Origin of the sequence: Archangium violaceum (genome assembly GCF_016859125.1) — a bacterium.
Taxonomy (GTDB): Bacteria; Myxococcota; Myxococcia; order Myxococcales; family Myxococcaceae; genus Archangium; species Archangium violaceum_A.
In genome coordinates this window covers 12,561,214-12,586,119 of sequence record NZ_CP069338.1, presented here as the reverse complement: position 1 = coordinate 12,586,119, position 24,906 = coordinate 12,561,214, and the positions used below count along the sequence as shown (strand labels likewise).

Sequence of the window (24,906 nt, the reverse complement as noted above, 5' to 3'; positions counted from 1 at the left end):
TTACCTCCTCATGCGCCCGTCGCAGCCAGCTCGGCCTCGAGGGCCCGGGTGTCCTGGCTGATGCGGAGGATGATGAACTCGGCCGGCTTGTTCGTGGCGAGGCCCACGCGGGCGATGAGCTTGCCGGCGAAGATGACCGTGGGCGTGTTGAGCTGCTCGGAGACGTCGACGAAGAACGCCTTCGCGGGCTCGCGCGAGCGGAACGCGCCATTGTTCATCTGCGCGAGCAGGAACGCGGTGATGGTCCGCCGCACCTGCGCGCGCAGTCCCTCGGTGTTGTTCTTGTGGCGCGCAAACTGGAGCCCCTGCTTCAGCGAGCGCTCGATGAAGATGACGCCGCGACGCTCCGCGACGTACGGGAAGTTCCCGTCTCCCTTGAGCGTGCGCGAGCCGTCGATGTAGCGCGGCAGGCCCGGCCCCGTGGTGAGCGGGTTGATGCGGTGGGGGTAGACGAGATCCCTCTTGCGCTCCTGGAGCGCCTCGTCCGTTTCGAAGCCCAGCACGCCGAACAGCCGGCCGCTCTCGATGCCTGCGGGCGGCTCGTAGATGCCGCCAGGGCGGGCCGCATCCGTTCGCGCGTAGACGCCCGCGATGATGCCTGAGGGGGCCACCACCAGCTGCTCCGCCGCGCCGAAGACGCTCTTCTGCGGGTTGAGCACCTTCACGCGCGGCCAGTAGAGAGCGCCGTACTCGGAGGCACCCTCGAGTGCAGCCGTCGTCGTCACGTACGTCACGATGGCCGTCGCGCTCTGGTTGGCCGGAGGGTCGAGGATGGCGAACACCATGCCCTCCCGGTCGACTTCACAGTAGCGCAGCATGGCATTGTGGACGGCGGACGTCGCGTGACCTGGAACAAGGAGGAGCGAGAGGTCCTGCACCTGGTCGAGGGCATGCAAGCCCGTCTTGCCAGCCTCGGAGCCGATGAAGTCGCTGTCGCCGAGCTCTACCAGCCCATCATTTCCCCCGGTAAGGGCCACCGTTTGCACCGTGGGTACGGGAGTGGCAGGGAGCCGCTGGTCAGCGACTCGGATGTAGATGGAGCCCGTGCGCTCATCATTCACGATGCGTTCGATGTAGCGCGGAGCATCCGGCTCCATGGAGAGGTTGGGGAACGTCTCTCGGTAGACGCCGTCCTCGACGACGAGTAGGTCGAAGGCGCTCGGTGAGCCATCAGTGGCGGTGCGCACCTCGACCTCGATGCGGTTGGCGTAGGCGCCAGGATCTTTTCCCTCCACGCGGATGGCGTTTGCGGTGCCTGAGGCACTGCCAGCCTGGAGGGTGCTGGGAAGGCCGAATGCTGCTGCAGTCCCCACCCGGGCCTGCAGGGTGGCTGAGGTGCCTGTGGCGATGGTGCGGACCTGCAGCACACCACCGGGGCCCGCCTCGGCCACGACTCCCGCGACGGCTGCCTCGATGAGCGCCTTCGCCTCCACGAGCTGGACGGCGCGGAGGCTCGCGACATTGCCGCTCCCCTGGACGGCTGTGGTGGCGAAGCCGAGAGCTGTGTTGGCCGTGCCTCCCGTCACTTGGATGCGACTGGAGGTGCCCGCGGTGTCACTCGCGAGGTGCACGATGCCTCCGGTCGTTGTAGCCCGGCCACCGACAAGGGCCGCATTGAGGGCGGCGGCCACTTCAGCCGCGGTGGCATTGGTGATGTCGGCAAAGTCCGTTGCACGGAAGGTCACTGCCTGCTCGGGTCCTCCATCCACGCGCAGCAGGAGCATCTGCCCGTCCGAGAGCGGATACGGCTCCGCGGCTCCGGTGGACACCGTCGCTGGAGTGCCGTTGAAGGCGACATCCACGTCGGCGCCTCCGTTGGCGGAGAGCACGAGGCGGTCGCCATCCTGAAGGGCGAAGGGCGCGGGCGTCACTCCCGTGAGGACGGCAGGCGTGGGGCCGTTGCCGGCGACGAGGAACCCCGTGGCCCTGAGCGCTGTGTGGGAGGCCGGGTCGGCCGTATTGGCGTAGTGCACCGTGCGGACCACCCAGAGCTGGCTGCCGCCGTTCTCGAAGAAGCCCATGGCGGCGAGCGCCAGGTCCGAGTCCGGAGTGAAGCCGCCGAACCTCGTCTGGTACTCCTCGAAGGAGGAACAGAGGGTCGCCTGCCCGATGGGGCCTCGCTCGGTGAGACCAACCGCGCCCGCGACGGACGTGGGCACCGTGGGGATGCCCCGGATCGTCGGCTCTTCCTCGATGATGACGACCTTGGATGACAGGAGCTGTCCGCTCACCCTGTACCTCGCTTCTTCTTGGCTTGGCGGCTCGGTGACTCGACAGCCGGAGCCAGCGTGGGAGTAGTGAGGAGTTCAGGCTTGCGACGCTGCACGGAGAGTTCTCCCCGCCGTACGGCAGCGGCGATCTCCGGGACTGCGAGCATGGCGTCAGGGAACTCCTCGGAACTCATACCGGTGGGCAGGGTGAGCGAGCGTGCGATGCGTCTCCCGCCACGGCCGGGCTGCATGTCGCACATGCATTCGCCGAGCGCGCGGCAGTATGCCTCGTGTGCGAGCACGAAAACCTGACAGCGACCGCTCGTGTTCGTGAGCATCACGGTCATGGAGCACCCCCGGAGAAGGCGTTCGTCTCGAGCTGGGGCTCGGTTACAGCCTTGCCGAACTCGAGTGGCAGCCCCTCGTCGACATCAAAGCCTCGGATGACGAGCCCACAGGTGAAGGCCCGCACATCGTCCCTGCCCTGTAGCTGCGGGCGGAACTCACCCTCTGCATCCATTTCCCAGCGCGTGGTGCCCTTTTCAGGGGCCTCAGCATCTCTCGGCATCTCCAGCCACCGGTTGCGGTTGAGAAACGCCGCCACCGCGGCCATGAGGTTGAAGAGTTCGGCGGTGCGCTCGGAAGCGCCGGTGAGGGTGAAGACGAGGTCCACCGTGTACGAGGGCCTGCGGCGGAGCAACTCAGGCCCGCCTGCGCCGGGCACTACGTCCTCGTGGGGGACGTTCGCCGAGTAGAAACGGTTCTCCCGGAGCGTAGGCCCCGAGAGGACGAGGGCGGGGAGGGTGGCGAGGGCGATGACGTTGAGGCCGTCGATGACGGTGTCGTCGTAGTCCACGGAAACCGTGGTGCTGACGTTGGCGAGGACTTGCTTCTTGAGCTCTCGCAGCAGCGTGCGAATGAGACGGGTGAGATCTGCCTCACGAGCCACGCGCGGCCGGAGGAACCTGTATGCCCCGGACAGGACGGAGACTTCGCCAGGCACGGGGCTGCCGCTGCTGTCGAGGTTGCGCAGCTCGACATCGACGATCGCCGGCTCGTGGGCGGGCGTCCGCACATCAGCGAAGGAGGTGCCTGCCTCGCTGCGGACAGAGAGGACCTCGGCCATGAGCCCACCGAGGCGAACCTGGATGCGAGAGCCGAAGCTCGTCCCGGCGAGTCGGAGGAGGTCGCCTCCGCTCGTCGGGCCGCTCGCAGGCTGCACGCTGGTGAGGGTGGGCACCGCCATCAGCTTGGTCCTCCCATGCCCAGGTGCTTCGCCACGCGCTCCAGGAAGCGGCGCCCTGCACCCTGGCGGAACTTCTCGAAGGCGGGCCGGAGGAACGGCCGGGCCGGTACCTGCACGACGACCACGCCTCGCCCCGTGCCCCCAGTGGGCTCCTGGCCGGCTCTCTTCAGCAGGGCGAACAGGTAGCGGCGCATCCGCGGCGTCAGGGGGATGACGATGGGGGCCGAGCCATACTCGTGGACGCGCGCGAGCTCCACGAGACTCTCTCCGTTGCGGCTCCGCGCCGAGCGAGGCACGCCGATGAAGGCCTCGTCGCCTTCGACGATGACGGTGATGGAGTTGCGCAAGTCCCCTCGGACCAGGAGGGCCTTGGTGCCGCCGAAGCCCTCGAGCTGGCGCGCGGCGAGGGTGAGCGGCGAGGGGGGACGCAGGGGCTCTCCGCCCGGAGCCTGCTGAGTCAGGCCCTGCACGATTTCGTTCCTCAGCAGGTGCGCCTCCTGGCGCAACGCGGTGTGAATGGCTGTACCCAGCCGAGAAGCCCCTGCTGAGAGGAGCGCGCGGGCACGGGCCCAATCTCCAGAGCGCTGGACAGCCATGGGACTCACGCGAGGACCCGGCCTGCAGGCCTGTCCTGGAAGGTGACGATGAGGAGGTTGCGGCGGGGGCGCTGGCGGTGGAGGCCGAAGCCGCTGGGGCGCGCTTGTGTCACGTACAGGCCCGGAGGAGTCCGGACTGCCTGTACGAGGTCTCCCAGCACGTCGTAGAGGGCCCCGAGGCGGTCACTTGGGCGGATGAGTGCATCCCCTGTAGCAGCGTCGACGAGGCCGAGCCGCTCGAGGTCCTTGAAGTGGAAGACCAGGTCGATGTTCGACCGGGGCGTGTTGCCGGAGGGGAGCATCCGCAGAGCCTCAAGAGCCTCCGGCTCTACCTGACAGGGGACGCGCACTGGCGGGTACTCGCGGCGTATGGGCTCCGCGACACCATCGTCGTCTGCGTCGAGGAGCACAGGTTCCTTGAAGTCCAGGTCATAACCCCCTGTGAGTGGGCCAGCCCCATCGGGGTCGGTCATGGCCATGGCCTGGGAATCGAGGCGGTACAGCTCAGCGAAGAATGAGAAGATGAGCCGGCCCCGCATCACGCTGCTCCGAAAGGGGAGGGCTTCATGTAAGGCTCGAGGAGAGCGTCGATCTCCGGGTCGCCGGTGAGGAGCCGGGGCTGCTGGTGGAAGCCGTCGAGACGGTAGCTCTGGTCGCGAGTGCGCTCCTCGAGGATTCGCCAGCGGTTGCGCGCCTCCAGCGAGGCATCGTCCGCGAGCGGGGGGAGGTTCCGGAGAACCAAGAGCATGCAGGCCCGCCGAATGGCAAGCGGCGTCCGGCCCTCCGGGGAACCGTCCTCCTCGGTGAATCCCCAGCGCCCCTCGGCGATGACGTTTCCATGGCTGCGAGGGAAAGCGCGCCCATAGCGCAGTGTCAGCCGCGGGCCGTCGAAGCCAGGACCTACTGGAGCCCCCACGACGACGAGGGACTCGGGCGTGAGTGGCAACTCGCTCCCCTCAATGGCGAGCCGGTCCAGTCGGATGGGAGGAACAGGCGGCTCGATGGATGGAGTGCCTCGCCCGTCCAGGCGCAGCGTTGCCTGGCGGGGCTCGAAGAACCACCCCGTGAGGCGGTCAATGGCTCGAGTCGCCTCGTCGAGGAGCTGAGCGAGGCGTGCGTCGCCCGCTACGGTTGCCGTCACGCCCTCCCCACGCAGGTCGGCCACCGAGGCGTACACGTCACTCTCGCTCTCGCTTGCCGCGGCGGTTGTCCTTGTCGTCCGCAGGGGGGCTGGGCTTCGGCAGGTCTTCCGTGGTGACTGCCCCCACGGGCCGCGCCGTGACGAGCTTGATGTCGTCGGTGGCGCTACGCTTGATCTTCGACTCCTCGGCCTCACCCGCCTCGAGGGCCTTGGCCTCGGCCTCGGTGCACACGTCAAAGGCGAGCGGTGAGTGCTTGTCGCTCGGCAGCTGGCGCACGGTGCGCAGGTAGTCCGCGACAGCCTTCTCCACGCGGTACCAGCCGCGCTCCTCCTGGAATTTGATGCCGGCGTAGGTGAAGCGCCGCAGCACGTGGCCACGGCGCGCGTCATAGGGCTTGAGGCGGACGAGCAGCGTCTCCATGGAATTTTCTCCGCTCACAGCTGGACGTTGATGGCCTTGGCCACGCCGGGCTCCTCGGCGTACTTCACGTCGAAGCGCAGCGTCGCCACGATCTTCAGCGTCCCCTCGGAAATCTCCCGCGCGGACTCGATGCGGATCTGCCGCCAGATGCCGACGTGGATGTTCTTCGGGTTGCACAGGAGGATGACGGAGCGGTCAGCGCTCGGCCCCAGGTTCTCAGGGAAGAGGGGGATGGGCTGGAGTGGAACGCCCGAGTAGAGGACCGGTGCGTCGCCCTCGAGGAACTTGTCGCCCACCGCGGTGGCGCGCTCGGCGAGCGTGTTGCGGTAGTCGAGGTCCGCATCCACGCTCGTCAGGAAGCGCATCGCGCTCTTGTCGCGCAGGTGCTCCGAGGGGATCGTCTTGAGCATGTCGCGCAGCAGGTCCTTGGAGATGGGAGTGCCGGCGGCATCGACGACGTGGCTCGTGGCCTGCTTGATGATGCCATCCAGCGTCGCGAGGAACGGATCCACGGAGGCGGTGTCGCCGCTGACGAGCACCTCTTCCATGTCGCGGGCGATGGCGTCCGCCATCATCTCCATGAGCGTCTGGCGTAGCTCGCCCCGCTCGATGCTGTCCTCGAGCACCTCGTCGGAGAGGCGGACCTCGGCCTTGAACAGCTTGGCATCCAGCTCGACAGAGGACAGGTCGGGAGCAGCACGCTGGGCTGCGGGTAGCGCGGTGGCCTCCTGGCCGGGCCGGAGGATGCGGCTGCCGAACTTGATTTTGGAGGTCTGCTGCTTGGGCGAGGCCATCGGGACGACGGTGACCAGCTGCATCAGCACGGACTGCTTGATGAGCAGACGCATGAACTTCAGCGCCTGGGCGGGCTTGAGAATGCCGCCGCCCGCAGTGAGGTCCGCGAGCGCGAGGTCGGCCTTCTCCAGGATGGTGCGGTTGTCGAGGTAGCTCATGGCGAATGTTTCCTGGGGGGCTCAGAGGTCATGGAAGGAGACCGCCTTGTCGACGCTCTCCCGGCTCATGGGCTTGTTGAGGTCAAGGGGCCACCCCACGTCCTCGGGAGCGGCCTTGGACACGCGTTCGGCGGGCGCGGCGCTGTTGGGCAGGCCGGAGTGCTTCTCCAAACGGCCGAGGCGTTGCTGCTGCTCCCTCACGGTGTCCGAGAGGGTGCGCAGCGACTCGGTGAGCTTCGCGAGGCCCTCCGTGAGCGCGGTTGGCTCGGAGCCCGGAAGCGGTTGCTCACGCTTCTCGGCTCTGGCTGCCTGGGCCTGGGCCGTGAGTTCGTTCAGGCGAGAAAGGGCGTTCCTGGCGGCCTCCAGGTTCTTGGCGAAGGAGCTGTCCGCAGGCGGGGCTTGGTTCGACTTGGCGCTTGCCTCGACGGGCTCAGGTGGGGAGTCCGGTCCTACGGGAAAGCCCGTCTGCGCGAGGATCTGCTCCGCTGTCGCCCGCAGTTGCTGCGCGAGCGCCGCCAGCCGGGTATCAGCGCGGTCGGCTCCGAGCGAGCCGAGCAGCTCAACGATGGCTGTCAGGCTTTCGAGCGCCGAGAGCGCGGCTCCCAGCGGTGAGTCATCCGGAACGGTCCACGGAGCAGCGTTGGGGCGCATGGAACCATCGGCACCCTCCGGAGCCTTGTTGACCTGGGTGGTGTCATCCATCGCGTCATCCCTCTTCACGATGAGGAAGCGGTGTTGGTTGGCGGCTCGGTCGACGAGAGAGACTTCCTCGACGACCATGTCGAGGAGGCGGTGGACACCCTCGGTATCCTTGGCAGGGGTGCTCATGCGGCCTCCGCCTGTGGCTGTTCAGTGGGGGAGGGGGGACCGGCGGGCTCGGGCACGCGGCGGGCTGAGCCGCCAATGGAGAAGCCCGTCAGCGCGCCGTTCTTCACCCGCTCCCAGAGCTCATCGGACAGGACGCGCACGGCGAGCAGCCATGTGCCTTTGCGAACCTGCACCTCGCCCACGGTGAAGTCTGTGGGGGCCAGGTAGCTCTCGAGCACCTTCACTTGGCCATTCACGCGCAGGCGGTGCATGAGCCCGAGGCCACCGAACTCCTCCATGAAGCGGTGGGCTGCGCGGCGGATCTCCTCGGTGGAGTAGATGTCGCCCTGGGCGTCCACCACCTCGGGCTCCAGGACGATGCCGAGAACGTAACGCTCGTCATTCGGATCGAGCCCTTTGAGGAGCAGCGTGCTCTTGGTGAAGGGCTGCGCGGAGGCCTCACTCGCGCCCTGCTCACCATGCGACCAGTCGTCAAGCTCGAAGTCCTCATCGAGCCCCTTCTGCGCTGGCTCGTAGTTCGCCACGAGGAGCTGGGTAAGAACCGAGGAGCCCCCTACGCCGCGCATGGAGGCGATGCTGCGCGGCGTGCGGATGCGCTTGACGAAATAGCCGGCCTCCTTCAGCAACCCGGGGAGCTTGCCCCGGATGCCGTAAGTCATCAGGAACCTGCCCCGGAGCGACTTGAGGACGCCGAGGAAGCGCTCCTCGTCAAACTTGGACTCGCCGACGTCGACGTTGTAGCCAGGGTAGGGTGGGTCTAAGAAGAAGACCGTGTCCTTGGCGTCGTACTTGCGGACGACGCGCTCGTAGTCGCCGCTGTAAACCTTCACGTGCTTGAGGCGGGGGGCGAAGCGCTCAATGCGCGTGACGGTCTGCGCCTCGACGCCAGCTCCCGCCGGGCTGAAGCTGCGGCCGCGCAGCCGCCCGTAGGAGAAGTGGGACAGGTAGAGGAAGCGATACAGCCGCTCGAGATCGCTCTTGGGCTCGGAGTCGTAGAGGCTCTTGAAGGTCTTTTCGTCGCCCACCCAGGGCATCTTCCGCAGGCGCTCCACCTGCTCGGGGGAGAGCTTCTTGAGGAGCCGGAAGGCCTCGGCAATCTCCGGGTCTGCGTCGTTGATCACCTCAACCCTGGAGGGCTCCTTGGCGAACAGCACCGCGGCGCTGCCGGCGAAGGGCTCGACGTAGGTTTTGTGGGCCGGGAGCATCGCCACGAGACGGTCGGCGAGGCGCTTCTTGCCCGCGGGCGAGCCCCAGATGGTCTTCTCGACCTCCGTCTCGCCCCGGATCGCGGCGAGCACTCGGCGGGCGTAGGCGATGGCTGCCTCGCGTCGGTCACGCATCGCGAAACGCCTCCGGGTCGGAGCCCCAGACCGGGTCCTTCGTCGTAGGCGCATTCATGTCGCGCGGCCAGACCACGGGCTCATCCCGCTTCTGCTCGCGCGAAGCCGCGGACGGAGCTTTCCCGGCGCCCTCGTCGGGGCGCTCGAGTTCGCGCGGCTTGGCAGTCTCGGGCATGCGTCGACCTCCGCTGGGGGCAAAGGAGCCGCCCGCACGCGGAGGGGACAACCCCGCAGAAACACATCGTGGACCGGAGCTACCATCCGCCGGCTTAGTAGATGATGTTGGATATAGTTGACATTGCGTTTTGAGCCGCTCATTGTTGGCAGGTGAGGTTACCCATGCCCAGCGAACCGAGGTCGCGCATGCCCGACGAACCGAAGCCGAAGGATCGAGCAGACAACACGGCAGCAGCAGGCAGCGCGGTTGCCGCCGCGAACGCCGTTCATCCAAGCGTCACCGCTCGTGCAGTGACGGACCCCGGGGTGCTCGACCAGGGCCGCGTCTTCGCAGAAGCCCTCAACCAGACGCGTCCTATCGCTGCCCCAGGCAGCGCCAACGCGCTCCGAATTGCGGACATGATTCGCGACGGGACGGCGAGGCTGAACGGCCTAACCCAGACGGCTGCCGAGCAAATGGCGACCTCGGGCCGGTCTCTGGACTCGTTCATCAATGGGGCCAACCCCGGCGGCAAGGCAGCAGAGGTCATCGCTGCGTCGGATTACCGAGCCCTCCACGCTGGGCATGAGACAGGCATCGTCAACCCGCCCGAGCATGTCGCGGCGAACGTCCGCGACATCCGCCTCGCGCCCGACTCTTCGAGCCGCAAGGACGTCGTCTTCGCCTTCAACACCAAGAACGGCGAGGTGGTGTGGAAGTACAACGGGCAGGTGAAGACCGGTGGCCCGCGGTACGTCGCGGACACGCTTGTCGAGATGGCGAAGACTCCCGGCTACGGCAAGGTCGGCTATGTCGACGCACGCTACGTCAACGCGGATGGGACACCCCGTGTCGCGCCCGACGCCTTCACGGAGGGCCAGGCGCGCCGCCTTCAGGAAGCCAAGGTCCGTCTGCGCGGGATTCCGAGCCTGGAGAAGCGGGCCGAGCAGTTGATGGCGAACATCAAGGCCGGCAAGGTCGACGGCCTCGACCCCGTTGCCCGCCAGGAGCTGAAACAGCTGCGCGACGATATCACCGCCGCGTACAGGGCGCGTGGTGTCATCGGCCGCATCGGCGGTGGCGCCGCGATTGCCGCCGCGTCTGCGGCCGTCGTGTCCCTCGTTGTGCAACTCGCCACCGAGGGGAAGGTCAACGCGAAGACCGTCGGCAAGGCTGCTGGCACCGGGGCGATCTTCGGTGCTGGCGGTGCAGTGGCCGACGCCGGGCTCTACCACCTGGGCACCAAGGCGCTCGAGATGGCGCCGGAAGTTGCAAAGGAGTTCGCCAAGCAGGGCGTTGCGGTCGGCTTCTGCGTGCTCGCTGTGGGCACAGATCTTCTCTCGGAGATCCGTGCTGCACGACGTGGGGAAGTGACGGTGGCTGGCGCCATCGGAGGAACCGCCGCGAAGACCGCGCTGGACCTGCTCCCTCTCGTAATGGCGCCGCTTGGCCTCGTCGGCCTTCCCGTTCTCGTCGGGGCCCAAGTCGGTGGTCGCTGGCTCATCGGAAAGGCGCGCGAGGCGGATCGCGTGATCGAGCAGGCGATCACTGCGGACATGGCACTCGCCGACAGCCTCTCGGAGCGGATGAGCGAGTTCACGCGGGTCGTCGAGGACGTGACCGCTGACTGCGCGACCACCGACGCCCTCTTCAACGAGCTCACCGGCAGCGCTCTGCCCGTGGCGCACCCGACCCTGCGTCTGGTGAAGAGTTGATCAACGACCCAACAACCAGGAGAACGAACATGAACCCCATCGTCCTTTGGCGCATCGTGGCAGCGGTCGGAGTTCTTCTCGGGATCGGCGGTACGGCGTACGGTGTCGACCAGCACCAGAAGCGGAAGAAGGAGCAGGCTGCGAACCGTGCTCGCCTGCAGCAGCTCGAGGCCGAGCTTGCCGCCAAGGAGCAGCAGCTCGCTTTGCTCCGCGCTCTCCTCGGGGACAAGAACGAGCAGGTGCGCATTCTCGCTGCCGAAGTCGCGCGTCTGCGCAGCGCCGCTAACGACATGAGGCGCTCGGCATGACGGATCGCGCTCCTGACTTGGTGCCCCTGGCCCTGCCGCTCGAGGAGGTGCGAGACACGCTCGCTCGCAACCTCTCGGCGGCGCGCAGCGCTCTTGGGCTGTCCCAAGACCAACTCGCCGCCGCTGGTGGCGTTTCGCGGGCGACGATCAACCAGCTTGAGGGGGCCGAAGGAGACCCTCGACTTTCGACGCTGGTCGGCCTCGCCGCCGCGCTCGGTGTCTCCCCCGTGTTCCTCTTGCTCGGCCGAGATGAACTCGATGCGATCGCCAAGGTGCCGGGTAGCAAGGAAGCCAAGGAGGTTCAAGCCCATCTGACGCCGGAGGAACTGGACACGATGCGCCGGCTTCTGCGGTCTGGCGTGGCCAAGAACCGGACGAAGGCCGTCGCGATGGGATCAACGGCCGTCGCCACCGCAGGTGTGACCGCCGGAGCGCTCGCAGCAGCAGCGATCGGAACGGCGCTCTTGCCGGGGATCGGAACGGCCATCGGGGCAGCATTCGCTGCCTCCTGGCTAGCGAGGAAGAAGGCCGAGGAAGAGAAGGACGACGACGAGTGAGCACGCCATCTCCTACCACCATCACGTGCATCTACTGCCGCCAGGTGCGCGAGCCAACGCGGGAACACGTCCTTCCTCGATCGCTCGGAGGCGACTTTGTCCAGCCCATCCTCTGCGGGGACTGCAACTCCCGGCGGCTCTCCCCGTTGGACCAAGCACTGGCGGAACGGTCGTTGGTGGCGCTCTCGCGGATCGGCTTCACGCCGAAGGCTGCGTTCGACGTGCGACTTGGCGGCGATCATTTCGTCAAAGACGAGGCCACGGGGCTCATGATCGACGTGGCCCTCACGAACGAGGTGCGCCCCGTGGTTATGCCGCAGGTCCACGTCGCGCCAGATGGCAGTCTCGCGAGGATCTGCATCCTCACGGCCGACACCGACTCCCTGAAGCGCCTTGATGCCTTCGTCATGAGGCAGATAAATGCCGGTCGTCTCTCCAAGATGTACGTCAAGCTCGGTCCCAGCGACGCTGGTCCCTATGCGCGCCTTGTGATGCACCGCGAGAACGACGGCTACCTCCGGGCCCAGACGGCCGAGGATGCCCAGCAACTCGTGGCGGTGCTCCAAGCGAACTGGCAGGCAGCGTACGCACAGCATGCTTCTCGTGTGGCAAGTGGCGAGGCGATTGCCGAGGGGCAATCGATTCCCAACCCATCGGTTCACGTCAACATGTCGTACTGCCCCGACGACGTGAACAGAGCTATTGCCAAGATCGTGCTCAACGTCCTGGCTGCCCGCGTCGGCTCCCAGTTCGCGCTTGCACCCGAGTTCGACGAGTTGCGCCGCTATATCTTGGGCGAAGACATCCGCCATCCCGAACGCCTCGCACCGGACCAAGTCGCGGTCGACTCCAGGTTCGTCTTGCAGCTTCCCCACGGTACGCAGCCGATCGTCCCGACAGACGAACACGCGGTCACGCTCTTCTATGTCCCGCCCTCGCTGTACGGATGGGTGACGCTCTACGGATCGCACAACTTCATCGTGAAGCTCGGAGAAATCGCGCTCTCGGAGAACCTCTTCGCCGTCCATGAATTCTCATCGATTCGTCGTGGAAACGAAGCGCTCGATATCTCGGAGACCTACAAGCGAATTCGAACTGTTCGCCAGGACGGCCAGGAGTAGCCCTCAAACGACCGCGAGCGTCGTGGTGCGGCAGAGCCCGTGGTACGGCGGGAATCCGATGCCGGCCTCCCGGAGAGTTGCCTCCGAGGCCGTTGGCCGGAACTCGCCGCGATCATCTCGGGTGCCAGCGGCGGAACGGAGCACCTCAGCAAGCGTCGTTTGTTCGCCGCCTCGGTCCACGTAGAGCACCGTTCGCCCCGTCCCCGTGTCCATCCGCTCCCGGACCCAGGGCAACTCGCGCTTGATGTCCTCCGGGCGCTCAAGGCTTCCGAGCCGGTCGAAGTGCCGCAGGGCTTCGCCTACGGAGAATGTCTTTCCGTGTAGGTACCGGCAGATGTGCGTGGTCCGCTCATCGAGCACTGCTTCGATGCGATAGCGGTCGATGCCTGCTTCGGCGTAGCTGCTCATCTGAGCGAAGGAACGCCCCTGGCCGATGAAGGCGCCGGCCACTACCTCCCAATAGAAAGGCGCGCGGCCAACGAGGGCAGCCCGAGCCGCTCGCTCCAGGTCTGCGGCGATGTCGGCTCTCCCCAAGCCAGCCTTGAGCCCCTCGGCGACGATGCGCCGGGCCTGCTCGCTGAAGGAATCCAGGCGCCGGCCGTACTCGTCCCGGACGAAGTTCGTCTGCGAGCGCACCACGTGCGCGAGGATACGGCGGTCGAGGGCGTTGAACTCGGCCCGGATGGCGAGCCCCTGGGCCTGTCGAGTATGCGAGCGCGTTGCTGCAACGACCGAGGTGGCTGCTTCTCCAAGGGGGGCCTGAATGCGCTCGGGGATGATGGCAGTGGCACGGCTGGCTGCGACGAGGGCATCGTTCACCAGCCGGCGCCTCTGCTCCGGTGTCGTCCGAGCCCAGTTCACGTCCAGTACGGCAATGGCCTCCCGGACGGCCGCGAGGTCCGAGCGCCCGGTTGCGCGCCTCAGGCGGCTGGCGAGCGCAGCCACAGCACGATCGAAGCCGGCAGGAGTCCCAAGGTCCAGAGCCTTCTTGACGGGCAGCCGCAGTACGCCATTGAGGATGTCGTCCGCGAACTCCCGTGCTTGGTGGACGAGGAGCAGTCGGTCAGCGGGTGGAGACAGCTCAGGTACCGGCGGTGCCCCTGGAATCTGACTGGGAGGGCTCACCTGTGGCCTCCGACAATGAGGGGCCCGCGGCGCCTGGCACGGACCTCCACGCCCGCCTCAGTTGGGGAGAACGCGATGTCGTGGCTGCCTGCACACCGGTCGCAGAGCGCGAAGACAAGCATTCCGTTGCGCCAGAGCGTCGTCGTTTCGTCGAGGCCAGAGCGGTGCTTGCACATCCGGCACTCGATGACTCCGTGCTCCGCATCTGCCTGCGCCTGGCGTACCCACGCGCGTTGCAGTTCTTCAGGCGTCATCCCGCTCCTTCCGAGAGCCAGGACTCGAACTCCTCGCGCGGCACTGCGACACGCTCGGCATCGAGATAGCGCCGCGCGAGCTCCATCCGTCCGAGTGCGAGCCGCTCCTCCTCGGCACGGAGGTTCTCGCGCAAGGCAAGGAGCTGCTTCGCGTCCTCCAGCAGGTGGCCCTTCGCCGTGCGGGCGCGCAGATCCTCGACGCCCGTTTGGATGCCCGCGAGCGTCAGGGTGATGGGACGCTTGGTCCAGTCATCCCCTATCTTGCGGAACTCGCGGTTGAAGATGTCGCCCGCCAGGATCCTGCCCTCTTCGGGGGTGAGCACGCCGACACGGACGAGGCGCTCGACCATCTCCGTCATCCGCTCCGGGTCACGCGTGACGGGCGTCTGCGAGCGGAAGCGCCAGAAGCGGATGCCCATGTCGGCCAGGAGCTTGCGGTTGACGAGGAAGTCGAACTCGTCGCGTTCCGGCTGGAAGACCTGGTCCTCGGCGAAGCGCAGGGCGCTCTCGGCCGTGGCGCGGTTGAAGTCCTTGCTCTCGCCGCGCAGCATGCGCGGCAGGCGGAAGGCGCTGCCGACCTTGTCAATGTTCCGCTCGTCGTACTGCTGGAAGAGAGCGTCCTGTTGCTGTGCATCCGTGAGCGGACGCAGCTCGATCTTCGCCCGGCCCCCGTCGCCGGTGCCCGAGCCATCGGCCTCCAGGATGAGAATCTTGTGGAAGTTGGCCTTGCCCTTGAGGTTCTCCTCAATGAAGCGCTCGATGCGAGGCACCGAGGCCTCCGAGAGCCGCCCGCCGGATACCAGGAGGGCCATGGGTGGGACGCTCTTGTTTTCGAAGTAGAGGTAGTTGACCTCCTCCATCTGCCGCGAGCCGAGGACGGAGAGCAGAGTGCCGACCCACCGCGGAATGCCGTAGGGCGAGCGCGGCGAGTGGATGGCGAAATGGAGGAGCTCGGTGGCCGGCCCGTCAGTGGGGGCCGCTGCGCGAAGCGAGGCCACGTCCGGGAAAGTGTGCCCCGTGGAGCGGGAGAGCACGCGCGGATCGCCGAAGGACTTGAAGTACACGCGCTCACTGCCCTGGAGTTGCACGTAGCGGCGCAGGCGCCTTCGGGCTCCCACGGTGTCGTAGCTGACGGCGGACACGCGCACCCGCTCACGCACTTCAACGGGCTCGGAGTCCAACGGCAACAAGCGCACCGTGTATGAGGGCACGTACACGAGCCGAGCGATGTCACCCTTGCCGTCGCGGAGCACCTCCCAGAAGGCATTGCCAGTGACTTCAAGGTCCTGCCGCGTGCGGCGGCGCAGGTCGACGAAGGAGTGGTCGAAGCAGCAGAAGTCGAAGAAGGACTCCAGCCGTGCACGCTCGATGCGGGCGAGCTTCTGCAACTCGGCCTTGCGCGCAGCTACCTCCTCCTCAGAGGGGTAGGGCGGGGTATCTGCCGGCAGCAGCCCTGAGTCACGTGCGACGAGGCGCTCGAGCATCATCGCGTCGGCGACTTTCTGCGTGGCGTCCTCGGCGTCGAAGTCGATGGCCGGTTCGAAGCGATGGCCGAAGCCATCGATGTTGGTGGCGTAGGCGTCGACGTTCTGGCGGAGCGAGTTGGAGTGCTCCACGAGGAGGCAGAGGGACTCCGGCTCATAGGGGGGGTGGAGCGCGCCAGCGGCGGCGAAGGCTGCTGCGACCTCCTCGCCAGCAGGGCGGCTCGCCGGATCCTGCACGCGGGCACTGACGACGACGGCCTTGAGCAACGTCTGCAGGCGCTCCTCGGCCTGGTGGATGGCCCCCGGAGTCGTCACGGGTGGCCCTCCATGTACGCCACGAGGCCTGTGGGGGAGAACGAGAGCGAACGGAGGCGGTATCCGCGCGAGGCCAGCTCGGTGCGAGCCGCATCGAGCAGCCCATCCTCCGTGCGGGCTTCGACGGTGAACTCGGGGGCTGGCTCGGGGGGCGCGGCCGGGCCACGTTGCGTTGGGATGATGAAGACCTTGACCACGCGCCGCATGGGTTGACCCGTGAGCCAGTGGAGGCTGCGTGTGCTCCTGTCTCACAGGGGGACAGGCCCCCTGGCCTCCTGAGGTGGCAAAGCGTGGGGAGGAGGAGATGGGGACACGACAGGTGACTTCGCCGCGAGCTGGAGCCGATCGTGTCGAGTAGGCGCTGGTGAGCCGCTTCCATGAGAGTTACAGGGTAGGGGCAGCCTCTCCTTTCGCAGGTGTTCCCACTCTGGAGGTAGACACCATGGCTGCACTCTGTCCCCTGGCCAGTAAGTCGGCTCCAGGCGTCCTCTGCTTTGGAGAGGGCCTGTGAGGAGCAAGCCGAAGGAGGGGATGGTGGTCGCTGGCTACCGCCTGACCCTGAGGCTTGGGGGTGGTGGCTTCGGCCAGGTGTTCCTGGCGCGGTGGAGAAGGCACCGCCGCGCGCTCAAGTTCATCCCCCTCCGGGACGCCGGGGAGTGGGGCCGGCGAGAGCTGTCGGTGCTGGTGCACGTGCGGCATGCCAACGTGGTGAGGCTGGTGGGCCATGCGGAGTGGCCGGAGGAGGCGCCGGAGTACCTGGTGCTGCTCATGGAGTACGTGGAGGGGCAGCCCCTGTACGAGTGGGCACGGGAGGAGAACCCTTCGGCTCGCCAGGTGGCGAGGGTGGTGCTGAAGCTGGCACGCGCGCTCGCGTTTCTGCACCGAGAGGGAGTGCTGCACCGTGACCTTAAAGGCGACAACGTGCTGGTGCGCGCCGGGGAGCAGGAGCCGGTGCTGGTGGACTTCGGCTCGGCGGCGTGGGGTGGTGCGCCCCGCGTCACGCGCGGTGCCTTGGCTCCGGGCACCCTCCACTACCGCAGCCCCGAGTCCGTGCGCTTCTTCCTTCGGCAGAGCTGCGGGCCTGGAGCGCGCTACGGCTACACGCAGACGGATGAGCTGTACGCGCTGGGCGTCATCCTCTACGTGCTGCTCACCGACGTGCACCCTTTCGACGGCCCCGAGGATCTCATGCTCGGGGAGATTCTGGGGCGTGTGCCCGCGGCCCCGCACCAGATCAACCCGCGCGTGCCGCGAGCCCTCAGTCAATTGTGCATGCGCCTTCTGGAGAAGGAGCCGATCACGCGCCTCGCGAGTGCGGTGGCGCTGGGGCAGGCGCTGGAGGAGGTGCTGCAAGGGACAGAGGCCACCTGGGACATGCCGCTGTTCTACGGCTGGGGCCAGGAAGTGCGCACCACCGAGGACGAGCCGGCGCTGATAGATGCAGGGGCGCCACCGTGGTTGGTGCAGTGGACCCGACAAAGGCCCCGGCGCGGCAAGCCTCCGGCTCCAGCGGCAAGCCCGCTCAGCCCTGCTGCCGCCGTGGCCGCATTGCGCTGGGCTGCGGAGCGAGTTGTTGACAGATTCTGGAGCTGAGACAATGGTTGAGAGGTTTTGAGAAGGGTTTTCCTTTCGCTGCTTCCAATGCTAGCCGTCCGAGCGCGCACTCTCATGCAAGGCTTTGCTGGGTGCTGTCGGAGGTGTAGCTGTGAAGACAAAGACATCCAAGGCGCCGGGCTCATTCCCAAGGCCCCGGGGAGCCTCTCGGCTCCTCTTTGAGGGGCAAGAGTACCGGTACGAGTTCATTCGCACCCTGGTGGAGCACGAGGACCACGAGCCTCTGGTCATCGCCCGGCGTCGACCACGCCAGGGCGGAGCACCTCACCTTGTCCTCATCAGGCGGGTGGTGATGCCTCCGGGGGAGGAGCGCCGGCTGCGCGCAGCCGAAGAGGTGCAACTGGCCACTCGGCTGCACCACCCCAACATCTCCCGGGTGTTCACGCTGGAGGAGTACGAGGGGGAACCCTACGTCATCATGGAGCACATGTCGGGCTGCTTCCTGGCTACCGCCATGGACGTGGCGCTGTTGCAGGAGCGGAGGCTGTCCCCGGCCTTCGCCTGCTACATCGCCGCCGAGGTGGCGGACGCTCTGCACTACGCGCACCACCTCGAGGGGGAGGAGGGTCGGCCACTGCGTGTTGTCCACCGGGCTGTGAGCCCTATGAGCATCCGGCTGGGGCGCAGCGGCGAGGTGAAGTTGGGTCACTTCGGCGCGGCATACTCGGAGCAGCCTGGGCGCCTGCGCACGCCACCGCTGGTGCTCAGGGCGGACCTGACCTATGCCGCTCCCGAGGTGTTCCTCTTCGAGCCGCTGGACGGGCGGGCGGATCTCTTCTCTTTGGGGGTAGTGCTGCTGGAGATGTTGACGGGGCGCTACTTGCTCGATCTGCCCGACCTTCCCCCGGTACCCGGCGGCCCGCCGGGCTCGGCGCAGTACAGCGCGGAGGTGCACGCCGAGAGGAGGGCATGGGCTCCGCCGGGGGAGTTGGCGCACCACGTGCTCAGCCTCCGCCCAGAGGAAGTGGAGCGAGCAGCGGGGGATGTGCCCGAGCCGCTCAAGCGTGTGTTGCACAAGGCGCTGCGCCCGGAACCAACCGAGCGGTACCAGACGGGGGGAGAGATGCGCGAGGAGCTGCGCAGCTACCTGCGCGATCTGGGGCCGCCCTTCGGCCCTCCGGAAGCCGCGGAGGAACTGGCCTCCTTGCTCGAGCCAGGTTCCCTCCGGGAGATAGCTGCTCTCCCTATTGAGCGGGGCGTACTTCGTGCTTCCGGGAAGGCTGCGACGAAGAAACGCTTGCATTGATAGACATCATCCGTGGTGCTGGGCGAGGCGAGAGCAAACTTGGCTGAGTTGCAGTGGAAATGAGTTGCTTGTCACCGCAGATGAAGCCCTACTCTTGAAGTGGGCCCGCGACGCGCCAACGTCCGGGCCCGTGGGCAACCCTTCACCAGACAAAGGCTCGCCGGATGCGAAAGCTATCACCACAACGACAGCAACACCATCGCAAACGTCATCTCCCCAAGCACCCCAACTACTTCGAGCAGGTGGAACGCCAACACAGTGAGGAACACCCTGTGGACGTGGCTGCTGCGCGCCGCGTTGACCACAAGGCAGCCCGGAAGCGGATTCAGCGCCTGCAGCAGCAGGTGCTGGACAGGCTCGGCGATGACAAGCAGCCCATGTTGGAACTGGAGTCCCTGCTCGACGAAGTCCGGAGCAAGCGGGAGGCGACCTACTTCAACCTGGGGTACGAGCACGGGCTGAGCGAGGCGCTGGCCCGAGGGCGTAGGGGCTCCACGAGGTTGTCGCAGGAAGCTGCGGCGTTCGCGAAGGAGACCCGGGAGCGACTCACCCAAGCGCAGCTGCCGCCCCGGCAGGCCATGCTCGGCCTGCTGGAGTGCCTCTGGAGCGTGGCCTTCGTGGAGCAGGACGCCCAACAGGGCCAGTTGGCGGGAGCGCAGCCAGGGTAGGAGGGAGTCGAGTTCCCACTCAAGGTGGCGCTCGCATCAGCGCGCGAGCGCCATCGCCTCGCACAGGAACAGCCGAAAAGCTGTGTCCCGTGCGAGCTTCCCAAAGGCAAGCATCTGCAGCCTATTCTCCCACGAGCACGTAGAGGTAGTGATACCGCTGCTCGTTTCCGATGCCTTCCCCGCCAGGGTTGATGTTGTCAGGGGGCATCAAGAAGTTGCACCGATGAGCGTAGTCGATCAGATCTCGTTCCAAGTCAATGGCGATATCCGGCCTGTACGCTTCGTAGAGGAGCACCATCTTCGCCCAGCCATTGCGTGAGTGCTTCGCCCAGCGCTTCTCCGGACTGGCTGTGACCCCGATGTAAACCCGGTTCCAGAAGCGCCGGTATCCGTTGAGCATTGGCTTGAGGTGCGACATGGCCTCATCACGGCCAACGCGCACGATGTTGTCTTCGATCATCACATTTCCCCCCTGCCCACACCAAGGGCTCAAGAGCCACCACTTTCAAGGTCATATGGAGGATGCTACCATAGCGGTCAGGTGGGAAGGTGAATGCCCATCTGGGCGGAGGTGGGTCCGGGACGACGGACGGCCAAGACGAAGTCCTCACGCCCCGACGCGGAGGAACGAACGTGGCCTTGAATGCAATCGTAGAGCGTTTCACGCAGCGCAGTCCGGTGACGGTGATGGTGCGCCGCACGCTGGAGCATGCCCTGAGTTCGCAGTGGATTGACGAGGTATTTGAAGCACAGCGGGACAAGCAGTACACGCGCGAGCTGCTCTTCTCCTCGGTAGTGGACTTGATGGGGCTGGTGGCGATGGGCTTGAGACCGTCGCTGCACGCCGCGGCCCAGTCGGACCCAGGCTTGAGCGTCTCGCTGGCAGCGCTCTACGACAAAGTCAATCGCACCGAACCCCAGGTGGTGCGAGCGCTGGTGCAAGGGAGCGCGGAGAGACTGTTGCCCGTGGTGCGGCCGATGAAGAAGCAAGGGCCGTGGGCGGCGGGCTACCAGGTACGAGTCTTGGATGGCAATCACTTGCCGGCCAGCGAGAAGAGGCTCAAGCCACTGAGGAACTTCCGAGGAGCAGCACTGCCCGGGCAGTCCTTGGTGGTGTACGCGCCCGAGGTGGGGTTGGTGGTGGACGTGCTGCCCGCGGAGGATGCACATGCGCAGGAGCGGGCGTTGACGGGGCCCGTGCTGGAGCGAGTGCGGGAGGGAGAGCTGTGGCTGGCCGACAGGAATTTCTCCACGAGTCGGATTCTACGTGCGGTGCACGAGAAGCGAGCGGGATTCATCATCCGAGAGCATGGCCTGTCGCCCAATCCCATGGCGTTGGGAGAGAAGCGGCAGATAGGACGAGGAGCAACAGGACTGGTCTACGAGCAAGCGGTGCGCCTGGAGGGGGAAGAGCCGTTGGAATTGAGGCGAGTGGAAGTGCACCTGGAGGAGCCAACGGAGGATGGGGAAACAGTCATTCGGTTGCTCACGAATGTGCCCGAGGAGAGACTGAGCGCCCTGGAAGTAGCGGAGCTGTACAGGAAGCGCTGGAAGATTGAAGGGATGTTTGGAGAACTGGAGGCGGTGCTCGAGAGTGAGGTGCGGAGTTTGGGGAAGCCGAGAGCGGCGCTGCTGGCCTTTGGGGTGGCGGTGTTGGCCTACAACGCGTTGTCCGTAGTGAAGTCAGCGGTGGAAGCCAGCCATGACTTGGAGGCAAAAAATATGCAAGTGTCCACCTATTACATCGCCGCCGAGGTGAAATTCTCCTACGGAGGAATGATGGTCATGGTGGAGCCAGAGGAGTGGGCGGAGCAGGAAATACAGTCCGCCGAGCAACTGAGTGCGGCCCTTTTGGAAATGGCGAAGAAGGTGAAGCTCAAGACGTTGCGCAAGCATCCTCGGGCAGCCAAGAAGAAAGTGAAGAAGGGCTATGCGCCAGGGGAGGTGGCGCGCAAACACGTAGCGACAGCGCGTGTGCTTAAAGGAGAAAAGCTCTCCTGAGCTGGGAGGGAACTGAGACATCCAAAAGACTAGACGACCCCAAGAGTGTCCAGTGATGGGCGCTCATGTGATGGTCATGTCTTGATGGAGAGCCAAGGCGCCTTGGCTCTCCATGACTTCCCTACTTGTCCCTTCTGAAATAATCACCCGCCATCGACCTTGAAAGGGGTGGGCTCAAGAGCCTCCCTTCTACCGCATTTGCTGCCGACCGTCTCGACAGCAGTGTGGCTGCGGACGGCTGGGGCGTCCTCCTTGACTTCGGGCATCAGGGGGCCTCGTTTCCCGCAGAGGAGATCCAGTCGACGGGGTTGCTGGGAGTGCGGTAGCTTGGCGGGCGTGACAAGCACGCTCGGGAAGCTTCAGCGGGTTGACCCCCGCAGCATCTGGAAGCATGAGGCCCACGACTTTACCCCCTGGCTCGTGGACAACATCGACATACTCGGAGAGGCGCTCGGCATGGAGCTGGAGGTTGTCGACCGCGAGGCCGATGTCGGCGACTTCTCGGTCGACATCCTTGCGAGGGACCTTGGCCGCGACCGCCTCGTCGTCATCGAGAACCAGCTTGAGGTGACGGATCACTCGCACCTCGGGCAACTCATCACCTACGCGGCCGGCCTTGAGGCCAGCGTCGTCATCTGGGTCTCGCGGGACTTCCGTGAGGAGCACCGCCAGGCGCTCGATTGGCTCAACCGGGGAGATGGGGTGACGACGGAGTACTTCGGCATCGTCATCGAGCTTCTGCAGATCGACGATTCGAAACCAGCCGTCAACTTCCGACTCGTTGCGTCCCCGAACAACTGGTCACGCCAGTCGAAGCGGGGCCCCGGCATCGATGAGGTCTCGGGCAAGCGCTCGTCCTACCAGGAGTTCTTCCAGTCGCTGATTGATGAACTGCGCGAGAAGCACCGCTTCACGAACGCCAAGGCCGGGCAGCCACAGAACTGGTACTCGTTCTCATCTGGCACCCGCGGGTTCACCTACGGCATGAGCTTCGCGCAGAGCGGTGAACTGCGTGCGGAGGTCTACATCGATCTCGGCGATCGGGCGACGAACGAGCACGTGTTCGACAAGCTGGAATCCCAGAAGGAGGCGCTCGAGAAAGAGTTTGGTGAGCCACTTCGGTGGGAACGCTTGGACACGCGAAGGGCGTGTCGTGTGGCGTGCTACACGACAGGGTCCATCGAAGATCCTGCGGAGATGCAAGAGCAGCATCGCAAGTGGGCAGTGGAGCGCCTCCTTCGCTTCAAGAAGGTCTTCGGCCCGAGACTCCCGGAGCTCGCCAAGGCGGTGCATCCCGCGAGCTGATTACCCCAGGACGCGGACAGCGATTTCGCCGCTCCGTGGGCTGCTGGGGGCCCGCTCTCGCTGGCACGCCAGCGCCACGGCCCAGAACTTGTCCGCGTGCCCGCGGGCGTTGCGCTCGGCGTCGAAGCTCACCTTTCCCGAGGGGAGCACTCGGCGCTTGATGGCGTGGACCTGGCCGACGAGGTTCCGGTCCCTCGGCAGCACGACGTCCCGGCGCTGGAGCAGAATCTTGAAGTCCGTGGCCCAGCGCTCCTTGGCCTCGTTGGTGAAGTTCTCGGCCACCACCTGGGGGAAGTCGCGCTCCAGATTCTCGGCGAGGTTCATGCCAATGCCGCTGCGATCGATGGAGAGGCGAGCCACCGGCAGCACCGAGAGCAGGCGCCGCAACTCGGCCTCCTGCTCGGAGAAGGGCACCCCGTCGAAGCTGCGCATCATCCTGCAGGTGAAGCGGCCCTCTACCTCCTCGAACACGGCCAGCTCCGAGCGGTCGCGCGTGCGGCCGACGTCGAAGCCGGCGACGAGGCGTCCCTCCGGCGTGGGGATGCTCGCCGGCTCATCGGCCAGCATCAGGTCATCGCTGGTGCACGGGAGTATGAGCTCGTAGGGGTAGAAGCTGTACGTCTCGTCAACGAAGCGGCACTCGAACTCCTGCTGGAAGTCCTCGAGCGGCAGCGAGTCGAACTGCTCGATGAGGGTGGGCCGGCCGAAGCGAGCGACGCGATCCTCTGTGGGCATGTCCGGGGCCTCGGCGGCCGCGCGCTTCACGTCGTGGCAGAAGAAGCGACACAGCCACCAGGGGACGAGCTGCCGCGTGTGGTGCGGGAACTGGCGCAGCTCCTCGTTGGCGATCTCCCAGAAGATGCCGCGGCGCCCGAGCGGGGTGCTGCAGCCGGTGAGCTGTCCTTGGGCACGGAGGATGAGGGCCGTCGAGCCGCGGTACACCTCGCGGTCGTTGGCGTAGTGGGCCAGCTCGTCGAGGTAGACGTCGCCCTTCTTTCCGCGAGGGGCCTTGGAGGGGTGGGAGAGGATGCGGGACAGGCGCTTGCCGGCCCCGTTGGACTCGAAGGCCAGCTCCGTCTTCGAGTCCACCACCAGCCGCTTCTGGTAGGCCAGAGGCAGCTCCTCATGCACCTGACGCGCGACGAGGATCTTCTCCTTGGCGTCGTCGAGGTTGTAGCTGACGAAGACGGCCGTGTGCTTCTCGCGCAGGTGGCAGCGGGCAAGGGCCTCGAGGGCGAAGAGGAAGGAGAAGCCCACCTGCCGGCTCTTGGTGACCCAGCGGAAGCGCGAGCGGTTCTGGAGGAATGCGAACTGGTAGGGCTCGAGTGCGACGGGCTCGTCATCGTAGGAGGCCAGGCCCGAGAGGAAGCCCCACTCCGTGGAGAGCCACTCGGCGAACTCCTCCTCGGTGCGCTTGACGATGCCGAGCATCAGCACGTCCCCAGCAGGAGAGGGGTGGACGGACTTGCCTTCCTCGCGCGCGGCAGCCTGCATGAGGGCGTCCACTGCTTGGAGGAACCCCTATGGCCGCCTATGCCGAATCCATCTCCCGCCCCCCAAGGACACTCACCGAGCGCGAGGTTGCAGCCCTGCTGCGCGCGTCGGGCCAGCACCGGGAGGGTTTCCGCGATCACGTGCTCATGAGCCTGGCGTTGGCGACGGGCCTGCGTGAGCACGAGCTGCTGGCCCTCAACCTTGGGGACGTGTTCGACGAGGCTGGACGGGCCCGGCGCCACGTGCGCCTGCGCGTCTTCAAGCGCAGCAGTCCAGAGCCGGCGCCCCAAGAGGTGGTGCTCTCGGACACCGTGCGGGCGAAGTTGGAGAAACTGCTGCGCGCGCGCCGCGCCAGCGGGGGAGAGCTTGGCTCCGAGTCCCCGCTCTTCGTGAGCCGGCTGGGCCGGAGGCTGTCGGCGCGCCAGGTGCGGCACGCCTTCCGCGTGTGGCAGGAGCGGGCGGGATTGGAGCGGCGCTTCAACTTCCACGCGCTGAGGCACACGGCCTGCTCGGGCGTGTACCGGCGAACGAAGGACATCCGGCTCACCCAACGCTTCGCCCGCCACCGCTCGCTGCTGTCCACCGCCCGCTACACGCACCCGACCGATGACGAGCTGGTGCGGGCCGTGCAGGAGCTGCCCTGCTGAGGTGGGGGCAGGTGCGCGCGGGACAGGTTTGGATGCCAGAACCTGTCCTCGCGGGGGCTGGTTGGTGGTGGAGACGATGTAGGGAAGCACTTGTCGTTCGAAAATGATCAGGGGGCGTTCAATTTCCCCGAGGGGGACCGTTCAATTTCCAAAAACCTAC

25 protein-coding genes and 1 pseudogene are annotated in these 24,906 nt (G+C 66.4%); 11 read left to right on the top strand and 15 right to left on the bottom strand.

The annotated features are described in order from the left end of the window. Positions 1–8 precede the first annotated feature (8 nt). From JQX13_RS53205 to JQX13_RS53160, 10 genes are all read right to left on the bottom strand, one after another. Complete coding sequence (locus JQX13_RS53205) at positions 9–2,231, bottom strand: phage tail protein (RefSeq protein WP_203406977.1); 2,223 nt, start codon at positions 2,229–2,231, stop codon at positions 9–11. 322 nt (positions 2,232–2,553) lie between these two features. Further along, complete coding sequence (locus JQX13_RS53200; protein ID WP_203406976.1) at positions 2,554–3,456, bottom strand: IPT/TIG domain-containing protein; 903 nt, start codon at positions 3,454–3,456, stop codon at positions 2,554–2,556. After that, complete coding sequence (locus JQX13_RS53195; RefSeq protein ID WP_239014420.1) at positions 3,456–3,926, bottom strand: phage virion morphogenesis protein; 471 nt, start codon at positions 3,924–3,926, stop codon at positions 3,456–3,458. Before JQX13_RS53195 ends, JQX13_RS53200 begins: the two co-directional genes overlap by 1 nt. A 131-nt stretch (positions 3,927–4,057) precedes the next feature. Continuing rightward, complete coding sequence (locus JQX13_RS53190) at positions 4,058–4,591, bottom strand: hypothetical protein (protein WP_203406974.1); 534 nt, start codon at positions 4,589–4,591, stop codon at positions 4,058–4,060. Beyond that, positions 4,591–5,193: a hypothetical protein gene (locus JQX13_RS53185; RefSeq protein ID WP_239014419.1), complete on the bottom strand. Its 603-nt coding sequence runs from the start codon at positions 5,191–5,193 to the stop codon at positions 4,591–4,593. Before JQX13_RS53185 ends, JQX13_RS53190 begins: the two co-directional genes overlap by 1 nt. A gap of 37 nt (positions 5,194–5,230) precedes the next feature. Beyond that, the gene (locus JQX13_RS53180; RefSeq protein ID WP_203406972.1) at positions 5,231–5,614 is read right to left on the bottom strand and encodes a hypothetical protein; all 384 of its coding nucleotides are present in this window, start codon (positions 5,612–5,614) and stop codon (positions 5,231–5,233) included. A 14-nt stretch (positions 5,615–5,628) separates the two neighbouring features. Next, a complete protein-coding gene (locus JQX13_RS53175; protein WP_239014418.1) occupies positions 5,629–6,567 on the bottom strand; it encodes a phage major capsid protein in 939 nt (312 codons plus the stop codon). A 21-nt stretch (positions 6,568–6,588) separates the two neighbouring features. Continuing rightward, positions 6,589–7,395: a hypothetical protein gene (locus JQX13_RS53170; RefSeq protein WP_203406971.1), complete on the bottom strand. Its 807-nt coding sequence runs from the start codon at positions 7,393–7,395 to the stop codon at positions 6,589–6,591. Continuing rightward, entirely contained in the window at positions 7,392–8,735 is a 1,344-nt protein-coding gene (locus JQX13_RS53165; protein ID WP_203406970.1) for an XkdF-like putative serine protease domain-containing protein, read from the bottom strand. Before JQX13_RS53165 ends, JQX13_RS53170 begins: the two co-directional genes overlap by 4 nt. Further along, positions 8,728–8,910, bottom strand: a complete 183-nt coding sequence (locus JQX13_RS53160; RefSeq protein ID WP_203406969.1) for a hypothetical protein — start codon at positions 8,908–8,910, stop codon at positions 8,728–8,730. The genes JQX13_RS53165 and JQX13_RS53160 overlap by 8 nt, the downstream gene beginning before the upstream one ends. Positions 8,911–9,098: 188 nt before the next feature. Here JQX13_RS53160 and JQX13_RS53155 point away from each other — a divergent pair, with 188 nt between their 5' ends. The 5 genes and pseudogenes from JQX13_RS53155 (at position 9,099) to JQX13_RS53140 (ending at position 12,593) form a co-directional block, all read left to right on the top strand. Next, complete coding sequence (locus JQX13_RS53155) at positions 9,099–10,607, top strand: PQQ-like beta-propeller repeat protein (RefSeq protein WP_203406968.1); 1,509 nt, start codon at positions 9,099–9,101, stop codon at positions 10,605–10,607. 29 nt (positions 10,608–10,636) lie between these two features. Beyond that, on the top strand, positions 10,637–10,915 hold the full coding sequence (locus tag JQX13_RS53150; RefSeq protein WP_203406967.1) for a hypothetical protein: 279 nt from the start codon (positions 10,637–10,639) through the stop codon (positions 10,913–10,915). Beyond that, entirely contained in the window at positions 10,912–11,472 is a 561-nt protein-coding gene (locus JQX13_RS53145; protein ID WP_203406966.1) for a helix-turn-helix domain-containing protein, read from the top strand. The genes JQX13_RS53150 and JQX13_RS53145 overlap by 4 nt, the downstream gene beginning before the upstream one ends. Next, positions 11,469–11,573 (top strand): annotated as a pseudogene (locus JQX13_RS56770) (hypothetical protein); the annotation flags it as partial. The gene JQX13_RS53145 and the pseudogene JQX13_RS56770, both read left to right, overlap by 4 nt. A 72-nt stretch (positions 11,574–11,645) precedes the next feature. Beyond that, entirely contained in the window at positions 11,646–12,593 is a 948-nt protein-coding gene (locus JQX13_RS53140) for a hypothetical protein (RefSeq protein WP_239014417.1), read from the top strand. A gap of 3 nt (positions 12,594–12,596) precedes the next feature. Here JQX13_RS53140 and JQX13_RS53135 read toward each other — a convergent pair whose 3' ends face one another. From JQX13_RS53135 to JQX13_RS53125, 3 genes are all read right to left on the bottom strand, one after another. After that, positions 12,597–13,718, bottom strand: a complete 1,122-nt coding sequence (locus JQX13_RS53135) for a head morphogenesis protein (RefSeq protein ID WP_239014416.1) — start codon at positions 13,716–13,718, stop codon at positions 12,597–12,599. A gap of 250 nt (positions 13,719–13,968) precedes the next feature. Beyond that, positions 13,969–15,771 carry a phage portal protein gene (locus JQX13_RS53130; protein WP_203406964.1) on the bottom strand — a complete coding sequence of 601 codons (1,803 nt, stop codon included), beginning with the start codon at positions 15,769–15,771 and terminating at the stop codon, positions 13,969–13,971. Beyond that, the gene (locus JQX13_RS53125; protein ID WP_203406963.1) at positions 15,768–15,977 is read right to left on the bottom strand and encodes a hypothetical protein; all 210 of its coding nucleotides are present in this window, start codon (positions 15,975–15,977) and stop codon (positions 15,768–15,770) included. Before JQX13_RS53125 ends, JQX13_RS53130 begins: the two co-directional genes overlap by 4 nt. Before the next feature lie 301 nt (positions 15,978–16,278). On the opposite strand from JQX13_RS53125, the gene JQX13_RS53120 reads away from it, so the two are divergent. From JQX13_RS53120 to JQX13_RS53110, 3 genes are all read left to right on the top strand, one after another. Further along, a complete protein-coding gene (locus tag JQX13_RS53120) occupies positions 16,279–17,364 on the top strand; it encodes a serine/threonine-protein kinase (RefSeq protein ID WP_203406962.1) in 1,086 nt (361 codons plus the stop codon). 313 nt (positions 17,365–17,677) lie between these two features. Continuing rightward, positions 17,678–18,631: a serine/threonine protein kinase gene (locus JQX13_RS53115; protein WP_203406961.1), complete on the top strand. Its 954-nt coding sequence runs from the start codon at positions 17,678–17,680 to the stop codon at positions 18,629–18,631. A gap of 278 nt (positions 18,632–18,909) precedes the next feature. Further along, positions 18,910–19,299, top strand: a complete 390-nt coding sequence (locus JQX13_RS53110) for a hypothetical protein (protein ID WP_203406960.1) — start codon at positions 18,910–18,912, stop codon at positions 19,297–19,299. Between the two features lie 121 nt (positions 19,300–19,420). Here the strand turns inward: JQX13_RS53110 and JQX13_RS53105 are convergent, their stop codons facing one another. Continuing rightward, the gene (locus JQX13_RS53105) at positions 19,421–19,759 is read right to left on the bottom strand and encodes a hypothetical protein (RefSeq protein ID WP_203406959.1); all 339 of its coding nucleotides are present in this window, start codon (positions 19,757–19,759) and stop codon (positions 19,421–19,423) included. A gap of 173 nt (positions 19,760–19,932) precedes the next feature. On the opposite strand from JQX13_RS53105, the gene JQX13_RS53100 reads away from it, so the two are divergent. Further along, positions 19,933–21,300 (top strand): IS4 family transposase, encoded by a 1,368-nt coding sequence (locus JQX13_RS53100; RefSeq protein WP_203406958.1) that lies wholly within the window; start codon positions 19,933–19,935, stop codon positions 21,298–21,300. 336 nt (positions 21,301–21,636) lie between these two features. After that, positions 21,637–22,605 (top strand): DUF4268 domain-containing protein, encoded by a 969-nt coding sequence (locus JQX13_RS53095; RefSeq protein WP_239015541.1) that lies wholly within the window; start codon positions 21,637–21,639, stop codon positions 22,603–22,605. Here JQX13_RS53095 and JQX13_RS53090 read toward each other — a convergent pair whose 3' ends face one another. Continuing rightward, positions 22,606–24,099, bottom strand: a complete 1,494-nt coding sequence (locus tag JQX13_RS53090; protein ID WP_239014415.1) for a terminase large subunit domain-containing protein — start codon at positions 24,097–24,099, stop codon at positions 22,606–22,608. Positions 24,100–24,128: 29 nt separating this feature from the next. Here JQX13_RS53090 and JQX13_RS53085 point away from each other — a divergent pair, with 29 nt between their 5' ends. Beyond that, a complete protein-coding gene (locus JQX13_RS53085; RefSeq protein ID WP_203406956.1) occupies positions 24,129–24,746 on the top strand; it encodes a tyrosine-type recombinase/integrase in 618 nt (205 codons plus the stop codon). Positions 24,747–24,906: the final 160 nt, after the last annotated feature.